Origin of the sequence: Mesorhizobium sp. M4A.F.Ca.ET.050.02.1.1 (genome assembly GCF_003997725.1) — a bacterium.
Lineage (GTDB): Bacteria > Pseudomonadota > Alphaproteobacteria > Rhizobiales > Rhizobiaceae > Mesorhizobium.
Window position 1 is genome coordinate 1 of sequence record NZ_RZSG01000930.1, and the last position, 2,134, is coordinate 2,134.

Annotated in this window: 2 protein-coding genes and 1 pseudogene; all 3 read left to right on the forward strand. The window is 64.0% G+C overall.

All coding sequences use genetic code 11. From position 1 onward, the window contains the following. Positions 1-97: pseudogene (locus tag EOA33_RS41080) on the forward strand (UDP-3-O-acyl-N-acetylglucosamine deacetylase); the annotation flags it as partial. A gap of 217 nt (positions 98-314) precedes the next feature. Further along, the gene (locus tag EOA33_RS33275; protein ID WP_126053905.1) at positions 315-1,184 is read left to right on the forward strand and encodes an outer membrane protein assembly factor BamD; all 870 of its coding nucleotides are present in this window, start codon (positions 315-317) and stop codon (positions 1,182-1,184) included. A gap of 8 nt (positions 1,185-1,192) precedes the next feature. After that, the coding region (locus tag EOA33_RS33280; protein ID WP_145989440.1) for an AAA family ATPase at positions 1,193-2,134 on the forward strand (942 nt) is incomplete at its 3' end.

The following is a 2,134-nucleotide window of genomic DNA, read 5'->3' on the forward strand; positions in this document are numbered from 1 at the left end:
TGCATTCGAGATCGTCGAAACCACACGTCGCGAGCGTGGTCGCAGCGCCGAAATGATTGCCGTGAGTGCGCCGCTCTACGCGCCCTGGATGATCTGATTCTTAACGATTTTCCGGCTTTGTGGCGGCCGACCGGTGTTGCATGGATGCATCACCAGCAGGGTGAAATCGTACCATTGCGGCGGCAGTGCCAAATCGCCACAAAAATGTGCGATTGGCCGGAGATAGCGTTGCCGGGCAAGGCGATTATGGTCTATGGCTGCTGCCCCAGAGCGAAATGACGACTGAAATGACGCCGAAAGGGCGGAATCCAATCATGTTCTTCAAGCGAGTTGGTCAATCGAAAGCGCCGCGCCGGGCTGTTTTCCTGGCGCTTTCGGTGGTTGTTCCATCGCTCGTCCTGTCTGCCTGCATGTCCTCCGAGAAGGACGTCGACCTGTCGACCTATGTCGATCAGACCGAGCCGGCGGACGTCCTCTACAATCAGGGCCTCGCCAATCTGAATGCCGGCCGCCTGGACGAGGCGAGCAAGAAGTTCGACGCGGTCGACCGCCAGCACCCGTATTCGGAATTCGCCCGCAAATCGATGGTGATGGGCGCTTTCGCCGACTATCGCGCCGGCCACTACGACGAGGCGATCGGCTCGGCCAAGCGCTATCTGACCCTCTACCCGTCGACGGATGACGCCGCCTACGCCCAGTATATCATCGGGCTGAGCTACTACCGTCAGATCAAGGACGTCACGCAGGACCAGAAGGAAGCTCGCCTCACCGTGCAGACGATGCAGGATCTGGTGACGCGCTGGCCGACGTCAGAATATGTCGACGACGCCAAGGAGAAGATCCGCTTCGCCACCGACCAGCTTGCCGGCAAGGAGATGCAGATCGGCCGCTACTATCTCGAGCGCCGCGAATACATCGCCGCCGTCAAGCGTTTCCGCACCGTTGTCGAAACCTATTCCAACACTCGCCATGTCGAGGAGGCGCTGGCGCGCCTGACCGAAACCTACTACGCCATGGGGCTGACCTCGGAAGCGCAGACCGCCGCGGCGGTGCTCGGCACCAACTATCCCGACAGCCAGTGGTACAAGGATTCCTACAAGCTCCTGCAGAGCAATGGGCTTGAGCCGCGCGAAAATGCCGGGTCGTGGATATCCAAGGCCGGGAAGCTGATCACCGGCGCCTGACATCCGCGATGCTGTCCAGGCTGTCGATCCGCGATATCGTCCTGATCGAGAAGCTGGACATCGACTTCTTGCCCGGCCTCTCGGTACTCACCGGCGAGACCGGCGCCGGCAAATCAATCCTGCTCGATGCGCTGTCCCTGGCACTCGGCGCGCGCGGCGATGCAGCACTCGTGCGCCATGGCGCTGCGCAAGGCCAGGTCATTGCCGTGTTCGACGTGCCGCGCAACCATCCGGCCCGCGCGCTGCTTGCCGACAACGCCATCGAGGATGACGGCGACATCATCCTGCGCCGCGTGCAGACGGCCGACGGCCGCACGCGCGTTTTCGTCAACGATCAGCCGTCCAGTGTCACGCTGATGCGCGATATCGGCCATGTGCTGGTCGAGATCCATGGTCAGCACGACGAGCGGGCGTTGGTCGATCCGGGCGCGCATCGCGAATTGCTGGACAGTTTCGGCGGCCATCTCGGCGCCGCGCGCGCGACGGGCGAAGCCTGGCGCTACTGGCGCGGCTGCGAGCAGGACCTTGCCAAGCATCGCGCCAAGGTCGAGGCCGCGGCGCGCGAAGCCGACTATCTGCGCGCCTCCGTCGCCGAACTGGCGAAGCTCGATCCGCAGCCGGGCGAGGAGAGCGAGCTTGCCGAACTGCGCGCCACGATGATGCGGGCGGAAAAGATAGCCGCGGAAATCCACGACGCGCAGGACGTGCTTTCGGGACCGTCCTCGCCGCTGCCGCAGCTGGCCAGCCTGCTCAGGCGCCTGCAGCGCAAGGCGGGAGAGGCGCCGGGCCTGCTCGACGACGTGGTGAAGTCGCTCGACGAGGCGATGCTGTCGCTCGATGCGGCGCAGTCGGGCGTCGAGGCGGCGCTGCGCGCCACCGAATATGATCCGCAACGGCTGGAGAAGGCGGAAGAACGGCTGTTTTCGCTGCGCGCCGCCTCGCGCAAGCAC

Excerpts from the sequence above, each read along its gene's own strand:
- EOA33_RS33275 (WP_126053905.1), top strand. The coding sequence starts at position 315 with ATGTTCTTCAAGCGAGTTGGTCAATCGAAAGCGCCGCGCCGGGCTGTT.